18 protein-coding genes are annotated in these 14,811 nt (G+C 77.7%); 14 read left to right on the top strand and 4 right to left on the bottom strand.

Annotated features, from left to right (window positions below; all coding sequences use genetic code 11):
* The first annotated feature begins 61 nt into the window (after window positions 1-61).
* The 11 genes from ACI79O_RS02380 to ACI79O_RS02330 all read left to right on the top strand — a co-directional run bounded on the left by ACI79O_RS02380 (window position 62) and on the right by ACI79O_RS02330 (window position 8,848).
* Window positions 62-1,444, top strand: a complete 1,383-nt coding sequence (locus ACI79O_RS02380) for a cobyrinate a,c-diamide synthase (RefSeq protein ID WP_456913266.1) — start codon at window positions 62-64, stop codon at window positions 1,442-1,444.
* A complete protein-coding gene (locus ACI79O_RS02375; RefSeq protein WP_456890220.1) occupies window positions 1,431-2,126 on the top strand; it encodes an energy-coupling factor ABC transporter permease in 696 nt (231 codons plus the stop codon). Before ACI79O_RS02380 ends, ACI79O_RS02375 begins: the two co-directional genes overlap by 14 nt.
* Entirely contained in the window at window positions 2,123-2,431 is a 309-nt protein-coding gene (locus ACI79O_RS02370) for an energy-coupling factor ABC transporter substrate-binding protein (protein ID WP_456890218.1), read from the top strand. Before ACI79O_RS02375 ends, ACI79O_RS02370 begins: the two co-directional genes overlap by 4 nt.
* The gene (gene cbiQ, locus ACI79O_RS02365; protein ID WP_456890215.1) at window positions 2,428-3,162 is read left to right on the top strand and encodes a cobalt ECF transporter T component CbiQ; all 735 of its coding nucleotides are present in this window, start codon (window positions 2,428-2,430) and stop codon (window positions 3,160-3,162) included. The genes ACI79O_RS02370 and cbiQ overlap by 4 nt, the downstream gene beginning before the upstream one ends.
* Window positions 3,159-4,013, top strand: a complete 855-nt coding sequence (locus ACI79O_RS02360) for an energy-coupling factor ABC transporter ATP-binding protein (RefSeq protein WP_456913265.1) — start codon at window positions 3,159-3,161, stop codon at window positions 4,011-4,013. Before cbiQ ends, ACI79O_RS02360 begins: the two co-directional genes overlap by 4 nt.
* Window positions 4,004-4,351 (top strand): cobalamin biosynthesis protein, encoded by a 348-nt coding sequence (locus tag ACI79O_RS02355; RefSeq protein WP_456913264.1) that lies wholly within the window; start codon window positions 4,004-4,006, stop codon window positions 4,349-4,351. The genes ACI79O_RS02360 and ACI79O_RS02355 overlap by 10 nt, the downstream gene beginning before the upstream one ends.
* The gene (gene cobC / locus ACI79O_RS02350) at window positions 4,348-5,448 is read left to right on the top strand and encodes an Rv2231c family pyridoxal phosphate-dependent protein CobC (protein WP_456913263.1); all 1,101 of its coding nucleotides are present in this window, start codon (window positions 4,348-4,350) and stop codon (window positions 5,446-5,448) included. Before ACI79O_RS02355 ends, cobC begins: the two co-directional genes overlap by 4 nt.
* Before the next feature lie 10 nt (window positions 5,449-5,458).
* Window positions 5,459-6,718 (top strand): uroporphyrinogen-III C-methyltransferase, encoded by a 1,260-nt coding sequence (cobA, locus tag ACI79O_RS02345; protein ID WP_456913262.1) that lies wholly within the window; start codon window positions 5,459-5,461, stop codon window positions 6,716-6,718.
* 77 nt (window positions 6,719-6,795) lie between these two features.
* Window positions 6,796-7,725: an ABC transporter ATP-binding protein gene (locus ACI79O_RS02340; RefSeq protein WP_456913261.1), complete on the top strand. Its 930-nt coding sequence runs from the start codon at window positions 6,796-6,798 to the stop codon at window positions 7,723-7,725.
* Window positions 7,722-8,576: an ABC transporter permease gene (locus ACI79O_RS02335; RefSeq protein ID WP_456913260.1), complete on the top strand. Its 855-nt coding sequence runs from the start codon at window positions 7,722-7,724 to the stop codon at window positions 8,574-8,576. The genes ACI79O_RS02340 and ACI79O_RS02335 overlap by 4 nt, the downstream gene beginning before the upstream one ends.
* Window positions 8,573-8,848: a helix-turn-helix transcriptional regulator gene (locus ACI79O_RS02330; RefSeq protein WP_456890204.1), complete on the top strand. Its 276-nt coding sequence runs from the start codon at window positions 8,573-8,575 to the stop codon at window positions 8,846-8,848. The genes ACI79O_RS02335 and ACI79O_RS02330 overlap by 4 nt, the downstream gene beginning before the upstream one ends.
* A 113-nt stretch (window positions 8,849-8,961) precedes the next feature.
* Here the strand turns inward: ACI79O_RS02330 and ygiD are convergent, their stop codons facing one another.
* Together ygiD and soxR are read right to left on the bottom strand one after the other, a co-directional pair.
* Complete coding sequence (gene ygiD, locus ACI79O_RS02325) at window positions 8,962-9,813, bottom strand: 4,5-DOPA-extradiol-dioxygenase (protein WP_456913259.1); 852 nt, start codon at window positions 9,811-9,813, stop codon at window positions 8,962-8,964.
* A 34-nt stretch (window positions 9,814-9,847) separates the two neighbouring features.
* Window positions 9,848-10,354: a redox-sensitive transcriptional activator SoxR gene (gene soxR, locus ACI79O_RS02320; RefSeq protein ID WP_456875391.1), complete on the bottom strand. Its 507-nt coding sequence runs from the start codon at window positions 10,352-10,354 to the stop codon at window positions 9,848-9,850.
* A 48-nt stretch (window positions 10,355-10,402) separates the two neighbouring features.
* Here soxR and ACI79O_RS02315 point away from each other — a divergent pair, with 48 nt between their 5' ends.
* Together ACI79O_RS02315 and ACI79O_RS02310 are read left to right on the top strand one after the other, a co-directional pair.
* Window positions 10,403-11,098, top strand: coding sequence for an SDR family NAD(P)-dependent oxidoreductase (locus ACI79O_RS02315; RefSeq protein WP_456913258.1), 696 nt, complete (start codon window positions 10,403-10,405; stop codon window positions 11,096-11,098).
* Window positions 11,095-12,120, top strand: a complete 1,026-nt coding sequence (locus tag ACI79O_RS02310; RefSeq protein ID WP_456913257.1) for an S-adenosylmethionine:tRNA ribosyltransferase-isomerase — start codon at window positions 11,095-11,097, stop codon at window positions 12,118-12,120. The genes ACI79O_RS02315 and ACI79O_RS02310 overlap by 4 nt, the downstream gene beginning before the upstream one ends.
* A gap of 8 nt (window positions 12,121-12,128) precedes the next feature.
* Here the strand turns inward: ACI79O_RS02310 and ACI79O_RS02305 are convergent, their stop codons facing one another.
* Together ACI79O_RS02305 and ACI79O_RS02300 are read right to left on the bottom strand one after the other, a co-directional pair.
* Window positions 12,129-12,791: a response regulator gene (locus ACI79O_RS02305; protein WP_456875388.1), complete on the bottom strand. Its 663-nt coding sequence runs from the start codon at window positions 12,789-12,791 to the stop codon at window positions 12,129-12,131.
* Window positions 12,788-13,963, bottom strand: coding sequence for a sensor histidine kinase (locus ACI79O_RS02300; protein WP_456890194.1), 1,176 nt, complete (start codon window positions 13,961-13,963; stop codon window positions 12,788-12,790). Before ACI79O_RS02300 ends, ACI79O_RS02305 begins: the two co-directional genes overlap by 4 nt.
* A gap of 235 nt (window positions 13,964-14,198) precedes the next feature.
* Here ACI79O_RS02300 and ACI79O_RS02295 point away from each other — a divergent pair, with 235 nt between their 5' ends.
* Window positions 14,199-14,747: a hypothetical protein gene (locus ACI79O_RS02295; RefSeq protein WP_456890192.1), complete on the top strand. Its 549-nt coding sequence runs from the start codon at window positions 14,199-14,201 to the stop codon at window positions 14,745-14,747.
* Window positions 14,748-14,811: the final 64 nt, after the last annotated feature.

Here is a 14,811-nt window from a genome sequence, read left to right as displayed (position 1 = left end):
ACTGCCGCGGAAGTGCACGGGGCACTTCCGCGGCAGTGCACGCAACCGGGGGACGGCGGTGGTGAGCGTCCCGCGCGTCGTGGTGGCGGCGCCGAGCAGCAACGCCGGCAAGACGTCGGTCGCCACCGGGCTGGTCGCCGCGCTCACCGCCCGCGGGCTGGCCGTCTCGCCGCACAAGGTCGGCCCCGACTACATCGACCCCGGCTACACCGGCCTGGCCGCCGGGCGCCCGGGGCGCAACCTCGACCCGGTGCTGGTCGGCGAGGAGCGCGTCGTCCCGCTGTTCCTGCACGGGGCCCGCGGCGCGGACGTCGCCCTCGTCGAGGGGGTCATGGGCCTGTTCGACGGCGCCACGCGGCCGGACCTGGAGCCCGGGTTCGCCTCCACCGCGCACGTCGCCCGGCTGCTGCGCGCACCGGTGGTGCTGGTCGTCGACGCCTCGGCGCAGGCGCAGAGCGTCGCCGCGCTCGTGCACGGCTTCGCCACCTACGACCCGACGGTGCGGCTCGGCGGCGTGGTGCTCAACCGGGTCGGCAGCGACCGGCACGAGGAGATCCTCCGCGACGCGCTCGGCGGCTCCGGCGTGCCCGTGCTCGGGGCGATCCGGCGGCTGGCCGAGCTCGGCACGCCGTCGCGCCACCTCGGGCTGGTGCCCGCCGCGGAGCGGTCGGCCGAGGCGCTGGCGACCGTCGGCCGGCTCGGCGAGGTGGTGGCCGGCGCGGTCGACCTGGACGCCGTCCTCCGGCTGGCCCGCACCGCCCCCGCCCTGGACGCCGTCCCGTGGGACCCCGCGGCCGAGGTGTCCCCGGTGGCGGGCCGGCCGCGGATCGCCGTGGCCGGCGGCGCCGCCTTCACCTTCGGCTACGCGGAGAACGCCGAGCTGCTCGAGGCCGCCGGCGCCGAGGTGGTGCCGGTCGACCCGCTGCGCGACGAGGCGCTGCCCGAGGGCACCGCCGGCCTGGTGGTCGGCGGCGGGTTCCCCGAGGTGCACGCCGCGGACCTCTCGGCCAACGGGACGCTGCGCGCGGACATCGCCGCGCTCGCCGCCCGGGGCGGCCCGGTCGCCGCCGAGTGCGCGGGCCTGCTGTACCTGGCCCGCACCCTGGACGGCGTCCCGATGTGCGGGGTCCTGCCCACCGACGCGGTCATGTCCCCGCGGCTGACCCTCGGCTACCGCGAGGCCGTCGCACTGAGCGACTCCGTCCTCGCGCCGGCCGGCACGCGGGTGCGCGGCCACGAGTTCCACCGCACCGTCGCCACCCCGGCCGCCGGGGCCGCACCGGCCTGGCGCTGGGCGGGAGGCGGGCCGGAGGGGTTCGTCTCCCGGGGCGTGCACGCCTCCTACCTGCACCTGAACTGGGCCGGCAGCCCCGCGCTGGCCCAGCGCCTGGTCGCCTCCTGCGCGGCGGCCCGTCCCGAGGAGGCACGGCATGCACATCGCTGAGGGGTTCCTCCCGGCTCCGCACGCGATCGGCTGGACGCTCGCCGCCGCGCCCTTCGTCGTGCACGGCGCCCGGGCGGTGGTGCGGGAGGTGCGCGAGCACCCCGAGTCCACCCTGCTGCTCGGCGCGGCCGGCGCGTTCACCTTCGTGCTCAGCGCGATCAAGCTGCCCTCGGTCACCGGCAGCTCCAGCCACCCGACGGGCACCGGTCCCGGCGCGATCCTGTTCCGGCCACCGGTGATGGCGCTGCTGGGCACCGTCGTCCTGCTGTTCCAGGCGCTGCTGCTGGCGCACGGCGGGCTGACCACGCTGGGCGCCAACGCCGTCGCCTTCGCCGTCGTGGGTCCGTGGGCCGGCTACGGCGCCTACCGGCTGGCCCGCGCCGCCGGCAGCGGCCTGCTGCCCGCGGTGTTCGCCGGCGTCGCCCTCGCCGACCTGGCCACCTACGTCACGACGTCGCTGCAGCTGGCGCTGGCCTTCCCCGACGCGGCCACCGGGTTCGCCGGCGCGCTGGTCAAGTTCCTCGGCGTCTTCGCGCTCACCCAGGTCCCGCTGGCGGTCGGCGAGGGCCTGCTCGGCGTGCTGCTGTTCCGGGTGCTCACCGTCAACGCCCGGCCGGAGCTGGAGCGCCTCGGCCTGCTGCGCCCGGCGGCTGCGGAGGAGACGGTGGAGGAGGCCCGGTGACCCGCCGTCGGCTGGTCACCGCGCTGCTGGTGCTCGCGGTGGTCGCGCTGTTCGCGCTGCCGCTGCTGCTCGACGGCGGGGCCTCCGACTACGCCGGCACCGACGGCCGGGCCACCGCGGCGATCGAGGAGTCGGGCTACGAACCGTGGTTCGAGTCGGTCTTCTCCCCGTCGTCGGGTGAGGTCGAGTCCGGGCTGTTCGCGCTGCAGGCGGCGCTGGGCGGCGGCGTGCTCGGGTACGTGCTCGGCCGGCTGCGCGGCCGCCGCGCCGCACGGGAGACGACCTCGCCTCCCGAGCAGCCGTGACCGGCCTGGCGGTCGACGACGCCGCCTGGGCCAGCGCCTGGCGCACCCGCTCGCCGCTGGACAAGCTGCTGCTCTGCGTCGGCCTGGTCGTGTGCGCGCTGGTGCTGCCGGCCTGGCCGGGATCGGTGCTGGTCGGTCTCACCGCCGTCGTCCTCGCCCTCGGCCCGGCCCGGGTGCCGGCCCGCACGTTCGGCCGCGCGGTGCGCTGGCCGTCGGCCTTCGTCGCCGTCGGCGCGCTGACCGCCGTCGTCTCGGTCGACGGCGGCGGGCTCGGCTGGGCGCCGGGAGCCGCCGCCCGGGCCGGGGAGCTGGTCGGGCACTCGGTGGCCGGCGGTGCCGCGGTGCTGCTGCTGGCCACCACCACGCCGGTGAGCGACCTGCTGCCCGCGCTGCGCCGGCTGCGGGTGCCGGCCGCCGTCCTCGAGGTGGCCGGGGTGACCTACCGGATGCTGTTCGTGCTGCTGGAGAGCCTGCGCACCATCCGGGAGGCGCAGACCGCGCGGATGGGCCACTCGTCGCTGCGCCGCTCCTACCGGTCCTCGGGGGTGCTGGCCGCCGCGGTGCTGACCCGCTCCTGGGAGCGCGCCCGCCGGATGCAGGAGGGCCTGGCCGGCCGCGGCATGGAGACCGGGCTGCAGGTGCTGCCCGAGTCGCGGCCGTCCTCGCCGGCGTTCCTCGCCGCGACCGCGGCCGGCCTGGCCGCGCTGGTGGCCGTGGGCGGGCTGGCATGAGCCACCGCACGCTGACCGCCGAGCGGCTGGTCGTCGGCTACGGGCGCGGCTCCCGGGTCCTGGACGGCGCGTCGCTCACCGTCCCCGCCGGGCGCCGGCTCGCGCTGCTGGGCGCCAACGGATCGGGCAAGACCACGCTGCTGCGCTGCCTGTCCGGCGCGCTGCGGCCCGACGCCGGCGCGGTCGCCGTCGACGGGCAGCTGCTGCGGCACAGCCGCGGCGGCCTGCGGGCGCACCGGCAGGAGGTCCAGCTCGTGCTGCAGGACCCCGACGACCAGCTGTTCAGCGCCTCGGTGGCCCAGGACGTCTCCTTCGGCCCGCTCAACCTGGGCCTGCCCGAGGACGCGGTGCGCGAGCGGGTCGCCGAGGCGCTCGCGCTGCTCGCCGTCGACGCGCTGGCCGCGCGGCCGACCCACCAGCTCTCCTACGGCGAGCGCAAGCGCGTGGCGATCGCCGGCGCGGTCGCGATGCGCCCGTGCGTGCTGCTCCTCGACGAGCCCACCGCCGGCCTCGACCCGTCCGCCGTCGCCGAGGCGCTGACCGCACTCGAGCGCCTGCAGGCGTCGGGCTCGACGGTCGTCATGAGCACCCACGACGTCGACCTCGCGCTGCGCTGGGCCGACGAGGTCGCCGTCGTCGTCGACCGGCGGGTGGTCCAGGGCGCCCCCGCCGACCTCCTGGCCAACGACGACCTGCTCGCCCGCGCCCGGCTCGACCGGCCCTGGGCGCTCACCGTCGGCGCCCGGCTGCGCGGGCTCGGGCTGCTCCCCGACGACGGCCCGCTGCCCCGCGACGCCACCGAGCTGCTGGCCGCGCTCCCCGACCGCCCCGGTGTCTCCCCGTGGACGTGACCGTCGGCGTCGGCGCGGCCTCCGGGGTGTCGGCGGAGGAGGTGCTGGCCGCCGTCGACGCCGTCCTGCCCGCCGGCGCCCGCGTGGCGCGCCTGGCCACCCTCGACGCCCGGGCCGCCGAGCCGGGTCTCGCCGAGGCGGCGGCCGCCCGCCGCTGGCCGCTGACCGGGCACCCCGCCGCGGCCCTGGCCCGCGTCGCCGTCCCGTCGCCGTCGGCCCGGGTGGCCGCGGCGGTGGGCACGCCGTCGGTGGCCGAGGCCGCGGCGCTGCTCGGTGGCACGCGGCTGGTGGTGGCGAGGACCGTGCACGGCCGGGTGACGGTCGCGGTGGCGGCGTGACCCGGGACATCGACGACCACGTCGACCTGGACCACCACGGCGACCTCGACCTCGCGCCGGGCCTGGTCGACCTCGCCGTCAACGTCCGCGCCGGCACCCCGCCGCCGTGGCTGCGGCGGGTGCTGTCCGCGGCCCTCGACGACGTCGCCGGCTATCCCGACCTCCGCCCGGCCCGCGCCGCGGTGGCCGCCGCGCACGGCCGCGACCCGGCCGAGCTGCTGCCCACCTCCGGGGCCGCCGAGGCCTTCGTGCTGCTCGCGCGGGCGCTGCGGCCGCGGCGGGCGGTCGTGGTGCACCCCTCCTTCACCGAGCCGGAGGCGGCGCTGCGGGCGGCCGGGCACCCGGTCGAGCGGCTGCTGCTCGAGCCGCCGGGGTACCGGCTGGGGGCGGTCCCGGAGGACGCCGACCTGGTCGTCCTGGGCAACCCCACCAACCCCACGTCGGTGCTGCACGCGGCCGGCGACGTCGCCGCGCTGGCCCGCCCCGGCCGGGTGCTGCTGGTCGACGAGGCCTTCGCCGACACCGTGCCGGGCGAGCCGGAGTCGCTGGCCGCCCGCGCCGACCTGCCCGGCCTGGTCGTCGTCCGCAGCCTGACCAAGACCTGGGGCCTGGCCGGCCTGCGCGTGGGTTACGCCCTCGGGCCGGCGGACGTGGTCGCCGCGATGGCCGCCGCCCAGCCGCACTGGCCGCTGTCGACCCCGGCGCTGGCCGCGCTCGTCGCCTGCACGACCCCGCGGGCCCGCGCGGAGGCCGACGCGGCGGCGCACGAGCTGGCCGCACACCGCGCCGCCCTGCTCGCCGCGCTGCCGCCCGGCGTCGTCGTCGGCGAGCCGCGGTCGTCGTTCGTGCTGCTGCGCGTCCCCGGCGGCGAGCGGGTGCGCGCCGCGCTGCGCGGGCGGGGCTGGGCGGTGCGCCGCGGGGACACCTTCCCCGGCCTGTCGCCCGACCACCTCCGGGTCGCCGTGCGGGACCCGGCGACCTCGCGTGCGTTCGCCACCGACCTCGCTGGGATCCTCGACGGGAACGACCGCCGTCCTGGAGGAGCACCGCTGACCACCCGCCCGACCCCGTCCGCGACCCGCGGAGCGGGCCTGTGAGAGAGACCTCGTGAACGCCACCCCCGTCGACCCGGCCAGCGGCGTCGTCTACCCCGTCGGCCTGCGGCTGCTCGACCGCCGCGTCGTCGTGGTGGGCGGCGGCTCGGTCGCCCACCGCCGGGTGGCCGGACTGCTCGAGGCCCGGGCGCGGGTGACCGTGGTCAGCCCCGAGGTCACCCCCGCGCTCGAGGCGCTCGTCGAGCCCGGCTCGCTGTCGTGGGTGCGCCGCCGGTACCGGCCCGGCGACCTCGACGGCGCCTGGTACGCGGTGGCCGCCACCGACGACCCCGCCGTCAACGCCGCGGTGGCCGAGGAGGCCGAGCGGCTGCGGGTGTTCTGCGCCCGCGCCGACGACCGCTCCGCCTCCAGCGTCTGGACGCCCGCGGTGGGCCGCCAGGGCGACCTGGTGGTCGGCGTGCACGGCGGCGGTGACCCGCAGCGGGCGGTCGGCGTCCGCGACGCCGTCGTCGCCGGGCTCACCGACGGCAGCATCCGCGACCGCGCGGCCCGCGCCCCCGAGGGCCCCCGCACCGGCAGCGTCGTGCTGGTCGGCGGCGGTCCGGGCGACCCGGGGCTGATCACCGTCCGGGGGCAGCAGGCGGTCGCGCAGGCCGACGTCGTCGTGGCCGACCACCTCGCGCCGCAGTCGCTGCTGGCCTCGCTGCCGCCGGAGGTCGAGGTCATCGACGCCTCGAAGCTGCCGCGCGGGCGGTCGATGGCGCAGGAGCAGATCAACGCGCTGCTCGTCGAGCACGCACTGGCCGGCCGGCGGGTGGTGCGGCTCAAGGGCGGCGACCCGTTCGTGTTCGGCCGCGGCATGGAGGAGCTCGAGGCGTGCGTGGCCGCGGGCGTGCCGGTCGAGGTCGTCCCCGGGGTGACCAGCGCGATCGGCGTCCCCGGCCTGGCCGGCATCCCGGTCACCCACCGCGGGCTGACCCACGAGTTCGTCGTCGTCTCCGGGCACGTGCCGCCCGGGCACCCGCAGTCGCTGGTCGACTGGCCGGCGCTGGGCCGGCTGCGCGGCACGGTCGTCGTCCTCATGGGCGTCGACACCGCGGGGCCGATCGCGGCGGCGCTGGTCGAGCACGGCCGGTCGCCGGGGACCCCGGTCGCCGTCGTCGCCGACGGCTCCACCCCGACCCAGCGCGTCGTCCGCACGACGCTGGCCGACCTGGCGCGGACCCTCGCCGACGAGGGGATCCGGCCACCCGCGGTGTGGGTCGTCGGTGAGGTCGTCGGCCTGGCGCCCGCGTTGGAGCGGCCCCGCTGACGACTCCGACGGAGTAGTTGTGCTCCGGATGTAGCACTCCTACTATCAGCCGCACCCCGATGTCCGAGGGAGCGGCGATGAGCCAGCACGGATCCGAGCACCCCGTCGTCCGGGTGCGGGACCTGCGGATGAGCTACGGCAGCACCGAGGTGCTCACGGGGGTGGACCTCGACGTCCACGCCGGTGAGGTGGTCTGCCTGCTGGGCCCCAACGGGGCCGGCAAGACGACCACGATCGAGGTGCTCGAGGGCTTCCGGCTGCCCTCCGGCGGCGAGGTGGAGGTGCTCGGCGCGGACCCGGCGCGGGCCGGGGACGCCTGGCGGGCCCGCGTGGGCGTGGTGCTGCAGTCGTGGCGCGACCACGCCCGCTGGACCCCGCGCCGGCTGCTCGAGCAGCTGGGCGGCTACTACGCCCCGTACGGCACCCCCGAGCGGCCGCGCCCCTACGACGTCGGCCGGCTGCTCGACGTCGTCGGGATGGCCGAGCTCGCCGACCGCAGGATCGGCACCCTCTCCGGTGGCCAGCGGCGCCGCCTGGACGTGGCCGTCGGCATCGTCGGCCGCCCGGAGCTGCTCTTCCTCGACGAGCCGACGGCCGGCTTCGACCCGCAGGCCCGCCGGGACTTCCACGACCTGGTGCACCGGCTCTCGGACCTGGAGGGCACCAGCATCCTGCTCACCACCCACGACCTGGCCGAGGCCGAGCGGCTGGCCGACCGCATCCTGGTCCTGGCCGACGGCCGGATCGTCGCCGACGGCAGTCCCGACGCGCTGACCCGGCAGGTGGCCGGCACCTCGGAGGTGCGCTGGGCGTGCGGCGGGCAGCGGTTCGTGCACGGCACCGACGACGTCGTCGGGTTCGTCCGCGGGCTGTTCGACCAGCACGGCGACGCGCTGACCGACCTCGAGGTCCGGCACGCCAGCCTCGAGGACACCTACCTGGCCATGGTGCAGCGGTTCGAGGCCGGCGCCCGGTCCGCGCCGGTCCTCGCGGAGGTGACCCGGTGAACGCCACCCGCACCGCGATCACCCTCGGCGTCCGGCGCGGCTGGACGGAGTTCCTGCTCAGCCTCCGCAGCCCGCAGGACCAGGGCTTCTACCTGTTCGTGGGCGTCAGCACGCTGCTCTACCTGTGGTTCAACCGCGACGAGCAGCTCGAGGGCACCGACGTCTCGCTGGTCGCGTACAGCCTGCCGAGCATCCTCGCGGCGCTGCTGGCCTTCGGCGTGGTCATCGGCCCGGCGTTCTCCCTGGCGATGGAGCGGGAGGACGGCACCCTGCTGCGGCACAAGGCGGTGCCGCACGGCATGCAGGGCTACGTCACCGGCCAGGTGGTGTACCACTCGCTGGGGCTGCTGCCCATGCTGCTGGTCATCCTGGTGCCGAGCTTCCTGCTCTTCGACGGGGTGGTGGAGCGCGGCGCGGCGGGCTGGCCGACCGTCGCCTGGGTGGTCGTGCTCGGGCTGCTGGCCACCCTGCCGCTGGGCATGGTGCTGGGCTCGGTGGTCCCGAGCACGCAGAAGGTGAGCACCTGGGGGATGCTGCCGGTCTTCGTGGTCACCGCGATCTCCGGCATCTTCTTCCCCGTCCAGGCGCTGTGGGGCTGGGTGCAGGCCGTCGCGCAGGTCTTCCCGACCTACTGGATCGGCCTGGGCATGCGCTCGGCGTTCCTCCCCGACGCCGCGGCCGCCGTGGAGCTCGGCGACTCGTGGCGCACGGGCACGACCGTGCTCGTCCTGGCGGCGTGGGCGGTGGCCGGCCTGCTGGTCACGCCGCGGGTGCTGCGGCGGATGGCCCGCCGGCAGTCCGGCTCGTCGGTGGCGGCGGCCCGGGAGTCCGCGGCCCAGTGGGTGCGGTGAGCGGCGACCGCGACGCCGTCTACAACCGGATCGCGCTGCTGCGCGCGGAGCAGGGCGTGACCCGGCGGGAGCTGGCCGACGCCCTGGGGGTGCACTACCAGACGGTCGGCTACCTCGAGCGCGGCGAGTACAACCCCAGCCTGCACCTGGCGCTGCGGATCGCGGAGTTCTTCCAGGTGCCGGTCGAGGTGGTGTTCTCGACGCGGCCCTTCCCGCGGATCAGCGACGCCGCCCGCCCGGCACCGGGCGATCCCCCCGCCGCCACCGGGTGAGGTGGTGGAACGGCCCCTTCCAGGGACCCGCCCTGAGCCTCGTGACGGACTGGAACGGCCACCGTTCAGGGACCCGCGCCGAGCATGCGAGGCGTGGGGGAAGGGTGGTCCTCCTAGATGTTGGCGCCGTCCGGAGGCGGGCCCTCGGGCAGCGGCGCGGCGAACCCGTTGCCGTCGGCCGCGGGCGGCGGCATGCCGACGGTGTAGCTGGTCATCGACAGCGAGCCGTAGGCGTACCCGTCGACCAGCACCTCCGCCGTCGTCCCCGTCGCGCCGGCCATCCCGGCGATGTAGAGCAGCGGCAGGAAGTGGTCGGGCGTGGGGACGGCGAGGTCGAAGTCGCGGTGCCCGTCGAGGCGGGCGATCGCGGCCGGGTCGCTGAGCATGACGTCGCGGGCGGCCTCGTCGAACCGCTGTGCCCAGTCGAACCCGGCGTCGGGCATCGCCCGGCTGACCCCGCCCAGGTTGTGCACCACGTTGCCGCTGCCGACCACCAGGACGCCGTCCTCGCGCAGCGGGGCCAGCGCCGCGCCCATCTGCAGGTGGTAGTCGGCGCTCTTGAGCGCGTTGATCGACAGCTGCGCCACCGGCACGTCGGCGTCGGGGAAGGCGTGCAGCAGCACCGACCAGGCACCGTGGTCGATGCCCCAGCTGTCGAGGTCGGCGCCGACCCAGGTCGGGGAGACGACGTCGGCCACCTGCTCGGCCAGCTCCGGCAGCCCGGGGGCGGCGTACTCCACGTCGAACAGCTCGGGCGGGAAGCCGAAGAAGTCGTGGATGGTGCGCGGCCGGGGCATCGCGGTCACCGCGGTGGCGTGCACGTACCAGTGCGCCGAGACGACGAGGACGGCCCGCGGTCGGGGCACGGCGCGGCCGAGCGCCCGCCACGCCTCGGTGTAGCGGTTGCGCTCGAGGGCGTTCATCGGGTTGCCGTGGCCGATGAAGGCGGCGGGCATGACGGTCATCCGGCTCTCCTCCCCGGGTGCGGTCCCGTCCGGATCATCGCCTCCCGGGCGCGGGGGCGCGAGGTGCGGCGGAGACCCCGGCCCGGCCGCCCGGGGGCAGCCGGCGCAGCACCGGGGACAGCCGGCGGGCTCCGGGACCCTCCGCCCCGGCGACGTCGCCGGGGTTGGACAGGCCGCACGAGGTCAGCGACAGGCAGCCGCAGCCGATGCAGGACGACAGCCCGTCGCGCAGCTGCACGAGGGCGGCGATCTGCTCGTCGAGCCGGTCCCGCCACGAGCGGGAGAGCCGCTCCCAGTCGCGGGCCGAGGGCGTGCGCCCCTCGGGCAGCGAGGCCAGCGCCTCGCGGATCTCCGGCAGCGACAGGCCGACGTTCTGCGCCGCGCGCACGAAGGCCAGCCGGCGCAGCACCGAGCGCGGGTAGCGGCGGGCGCCGCCCGGCGTGCGCTCGGCCGACACCAGCCCCTCGGCCTCGTAGAACCGCAGGGCCGACGGCGCCAGCCCCGAGCGGGCCGCCACCTCCCCGATCGCGAGCAGCTCCACGGGCAGCCTCCTTGACCTCAACTCGACTTCAGGTCGCAGCGTAGCGCCATGACACCCACCGCCCTCGTCACCGGCGCCTCCCGCGGCCTCGGTCTCGCCCTCGCCACCGCGCTGTCCCGCCGCGGCTGGCGGCTCGTCGTCGACGCCCGCGACGCCGCCCGCCTCGCCGCCGCGGTCGCGACCCTCCCCCACCCCGACCTGGTCACCGCCCTGCCCGGCGACGTCGCCGACCCGGTCCACCGCGCCGCGCTGGCCGCCGCGGCCGGCGACTCCCTGGACCTGCTCGTGGCCAACGCCTCCGCGCTCGGGCCGACGCCGCTGCCCCGGCTGGCCGACCTCGCGCCCGCCGACCTTGAGGACCTGCTGCGGGTCAACACCGTGGCCCCGCTGGCGCTGGTCCAGGCGGTGCTGCCCGCGCTGGAGCGGGCCGGCGGCACCGTCGTCACGGTCACCAGCGACGCCGCCGTCGAGGCCTACGAGGGCTGGGGCGGCTACGGCGCGAGCAAGGCGGCGCTGGACCTGCTGACCGCCGTCCTCGCCGTCGAGCACCCGCGGCTGCGCGTCCTCGCCGTCGACCCCGGCGACATGGCCACCGACATGCACGCGGCCGCCGACCCCGGCGCCGACCCGGCCGACCTCGCCGCACCGGAGGACGTCGCGCCCGCGCTGCTGCGCGTGCTCGACGGCGACGTCGCCGGCCCGCGCGTCCGCGTGGCCGACGTCGCCGCGGCGGTGCGCCGGTGACCGCCCCTGCCCTGCCGATGGGGGCACTGGCCACCGTCCCGCCGGAGCGCCGGGGCCTGACCCGCGACGGCGTCCGGCTCCTGGCCGTCGGCCCGGGCCGCACCACCTCCGCCCGCTTCTCCGACCTGCCCGAGCTGCTCGAGCCCGGCGACCTGCTGGTGGTCAACACCTCCGCGACGCTGCCCGCCCGCCTCCCTGCCCGGCGCGCCGACGGCGCGACCACCCCGGTCCACGTCTCGACGACGCTCGACGACGGCTCGTGGGTGGTGGAGGTGCGCCGCCCCACCGACGACGGCCCCGAGACCGGCCTCGAACCCGGCACCGCGCTCGACCTGCCCGGCGGGGTGCGCCTGGTCCTGCGCGACGGCTTCCCCGACCCGGCGGCACCCGGGCGGCTGTGGCGGGCGCACGCCGGCCCGGCGGTGTCGGTGCCGGCCTTCCTCGCCCGGTACGGCCGGCCGGTGCACTACGGGTACCTCCAGGCGCCGGTGTCGCTGGCCGACGTCCGCAACGTCTACGCGACCGAACCCGGCAGCGCGGAGAACGCCAGCGCCGGGCGGCCGTTCACCGACCGGCTGCTCGTGCGGCTCCTGGCCCGCGGCGTCCCGGTCGTCCCGCTGGTCCTGCACGCGGGCGTCTCCAGCCCCGAGGTGCACGAGCCGCCGGCGCCCGAGCGCTACCGCGTCCCCGAGGTCACCGCCCGGCTGGTCACCGCGACCCGGGCGGCCCGGCGGCGGGTGGTCGCCGTCGGCACCACGGTCACCCGGGCCCTGGAGACGGTGACCGGCGAGGACGGCGTCACCCGGCCCGGCGAGGGCTGGACCGACCTCGTGCTGGGTCCCGACCGCCCGGCCCGGGCGGTGACCGGGCTGGTCACCGGCCTGCACGCCCCCGAGGCCAGCCACGTGCTGCTGCTCGAGGCGGTCGCCGGCGCCGATCTCGTGGCCCGCGCCTACCGGGCCGCGGTCGACGGCGGGTACCTGTGGCACGAGTTCGGCGACTCGCTGCTGTTCCTGCCCTGACGCCTGCCTCACCCCGGCCGGGCCGGGGGCCCGACGAGGCCGGCCTCGTGGGCGAGGACGACCAGCCGGATCCGGTCGCGTGCGCCGAGCTTCTCGAGCAGCCTCGCCACGTGGGTCTTGACCGTCGCCTCGCCGATCCCGAGCTCGACGGCGATCTCGGCGTTGGTGGCTCCCCGGGCGACCACGCCCAGCACCTCCCCCTCCCGCGGGGTGAGCCGGCCCAGGAGCCGCCGCGCGGCCGGGGTGGCCGGTCCGCGCAGGTGGCGGTCGACCAGGCGGCGGGTGACCCCGGGGTCGAGGAGGACGTCCCCCTCCGCGACGGCGCGGACCGCGGCCAGCAGCGAGGGGCGCGGCGTGTCCTTGAGCAGGTAGCCGCTCGCACCGGCCGCGAGCGCGTCGAGGACGTGCTCGTCGAGGTCGTAGGTGGTCAGCACGAGGACGCGGCACCCCGGCGCCGCGGCCTGGATCCGCCGGGTGGCCTGGATCCCGTCGAGCCGCGGCATCCGCACGTCCATCAGGACGACGTCGGGCGCGAGCTGCCGGGCCAGGGCGACCGCCTCGACGCCGTCGGAGGCGGTCCCGACGACGTCGACGTCGGGCTGGGCGCCGAGGATGAGGGCCAGCCCCTCGCGCACCAGCTCCTGGTCGTCGGCGACCAGGACGCGGATCACCCGGCACCGCCCGCCCTGGCGGGCAGCGGGAGCTCCGCCGCCACGGTGAAACCGCCCGCGGCGTCCGGCCCCGCGGCGACGGTGCCGCCGGCGGCCGTGACCCGCTCCCGCATCCCGCGCAGGCCGTGCCCGCGGCCACCGGGGCGGTGCCGCACGGGCGGGGCGCCGGGCTCGTTGTGCACCTGCACGGCGAGCCGGCCGTCGGCCACCGTCAGCCGGACCTCGGTCGTCGGCCGCCCGGCGTGCCGCAGCACGTTGGTCAGCGCCTCCTGGACCACCCGGACGGCGACCGCTCCGGTCCCCGGGTCCAGCCCGTCCGCCGCACCGGTCACGACGAGGGAGACCGGCACGCCGGCCGCGCGGACGGCGGCCACGACGGTCCCGATCTGCTCGACGGCCGACCCGGAGGGGCCCTCGCCGCGCGGGTCCACCGGCCCGCGCAGGGCCTCCAGCACCCCGCGGACGTCCTGCATGGCCGAGCGGCCGGTGTCCTGGACGTGGGCGAGCGCCCGGTGGGCGCGGTCCGGGTCGGACTCGAGCAGCTCGTCGGCGACCCCGGCCTGCACGAGCATCACGACCAGGTCGTGGGCGAGCACGTCGTGCACCTCGCGCGCGAGGCGCACGCGGTGCTCGGCAGCGGCCGCCGCCGCCCGGGCCTCGACCTCCGCCCGCGTCCGCTCGACCGCACCGGCCTGCTGGCGCACCCACGCCCCCGCGGCGTAGATCCAGACGGGGTGGAGCGCCCAGACCCAGGAGGAGGCCACGCTGCCGAGCGGGTCCCAGGCCAGGTGCAGCAGCACCGCCGCCGACCCGACGGGTACGCCGACCAGGGCCCCGGGCCGGTGCCCGTGGCGGCCGCAGGCGTAGACCCCGGCGGCGATCACCGCCGCCTGGGCCCCTGACTGGGAGGCGCCGTCGAGCGCGGCCGGCAGGAGGAGCACGGCGCAGGCGACGAGCAGGACGGTGACCGGCGCCCGGCGGCGCGCCGCCAGCACGAGCGCCGCGGACGCCCCGGCGACCGCGTCCGCGGCCGGGTGACGGGACGCCGACCCCAGGAGTGCCTCGGCGACGCACAGCCCGGCCATCGCCACGGCGGGGAGCCACTCCCCGAGGGACGTCCCGGGCAGTCCCGTCCCCGCCCGCCGGCGGTCCAGCACCCGTTGCCGGGTCACGGGGGAACGGTAGCCGCCCGCGCCCCCCGGCTGGTCCGTCCGCGGAGCGATCCGGGTCCACCGGCAGGCGGAGGCGGACCCACCTGCCGCCCGATGTGCCGGCCCACCGCCGCCCGAGAGGCTCGGACCGTCCACCGACCCACACCTGGAGGTCCTCATGGACACCCGCTCGCAGCCGCGGCGCCGTGGACCGGCAGCTCCCGACCGGACCGGTGCCGAGCACTCCCCTCCCCGGGTGCGCCCCCGCCGCCGACGGCGGCCCGCGCTGGTCGCCGCGCTCGCCGCGGCCGGGGTGGCGCTCCCCTCCGCCGCCTGGGCCGGGCCGCCGTCCACCCACTACGTCGTGACGGTCCCCGTCCAGGAGACCCACCAGGCCACCGGCGCGGACGGGGACACCGGGGTGTGCACCCCGCAGGAGACCGCCCACTTCACCGGCACGCAGACGATCCGACTGCGGTCGACGGTCGCCGGCCTGACCGACGCGCAGGTGGTCGCCCTGACCGAGAGCCCCGAGGTCGATGCCAGCGTGCTCGACGCACGCTCCGAGACGCGGGGGACCCTGGTGGTCCGCTCCGGCGCGCACACGTACACCACCCGGTACACCGACCGGTGGGCCGTGCGCCCGCGCGAGGGCGTCGTGACGATCACCAGCAGGTTCCTCGCGGTCGGCCGGTCGGAGCAGGGGACCCCGTTCACGATCTCGGCGACCGGACTGCTCGTCCAGGCCGGTGACCGGACCCTGGCCGACCGGGAGGACCAGTCCGTGCGCGGCTGCCTCCCCTGACCCCCGGCCGCGGCCACCGGCGTCACACCCGGTACCGGTCCGGCGACCCGCTGCTCCTCCGTCC

This window comes from Geodermatophilus sp. SYSU D00696, assembly GCF_054050235.1.
The sequence above is the reverse complement of the archived record's forward strand: the minus strand, read 5'-3'. Positions and strand labels throughout refer to the sequence as shown.